Genomic DNA, 526 nt, shown 5'->3' with positions numbered 1-526 from the left:
CAATAAGGCGCTGCTCAGCATTATCAAGGCGTAGCTTCTCGATCTCTTGCCGCAATGGCTCCACCGCTTCAGCGACGGCCTTTGCCACCGCCCTGGCGATGATCTCCCCGAGGTCGCCAGTCACTGTGACGCCGTGTGACATTTCCACTGTGACGCTCTGTGACGCTGGCTCGAAAGCACCGTACACACGCAGTAACTCCGCGGTGTCGATATAGCGACGTCCATCGGACTCTAAGCCATATGATATACGGCCTTCGGTCATTGCCCGGTATATGGACCGGCGCGTTCTGCCGATCAGTGACGCGGCTTCATCTATGGTGTGACGCATGGTGCTCTACCGTCATATGACGCGTCACACTCTTTAGCCTGGCTGGTCATAGGCTCAGCTCGCTGTGTGATCCGAGTCGCACAAGCTGCAAGCGCTCATCGTCGGGCTTGCAGTAGATCAGCAGCCAATCCGGTTTGATATGGCAATCCCGATGGTCTTTCCAGTTACCAGTCAGAGCATGATCCCGATGTTTTTCCG

Annotated in this window: 2 protein-coding genes; both read right to left on the bottom strand. The window is 56.3% G+C overall.

Features of this window, described 5'->3' with window-relative positions:
- The coding region (locus tag GHO25_RS26360) for a hypothetical protein (RefSeq protein WP_218581097.1) at positions 1–328 on the bottom strand (328 nt) is incomplete at its 3' end.
- A 46-nt stretch (positions 329–374) separates the two neighbouring features.
- Positions 375–526 (bottom strand): type II toxin-antitoxin system YafQ family toxin (locus GHO25_RS25745; RefSeq protein ID WP_153393433.1); only part of this gene is annotated, 152 nt, incomplete at its 5' end.

The organism is Pseudomonas sp. FSL R10-1350 (assembly GCF_009600525.1).
GTDB lineage: Bacteria > Pseudomonadota > Gammaproteobacteria > Pseudomonadales > Pseudomonadaceae > Aquipseudomonas > Aquipseudomonas helleri.
Note: the sequence above shows the minus strand (reverse complement) of the source record. Positions and strands in the feature narration are given on the sequence as shown.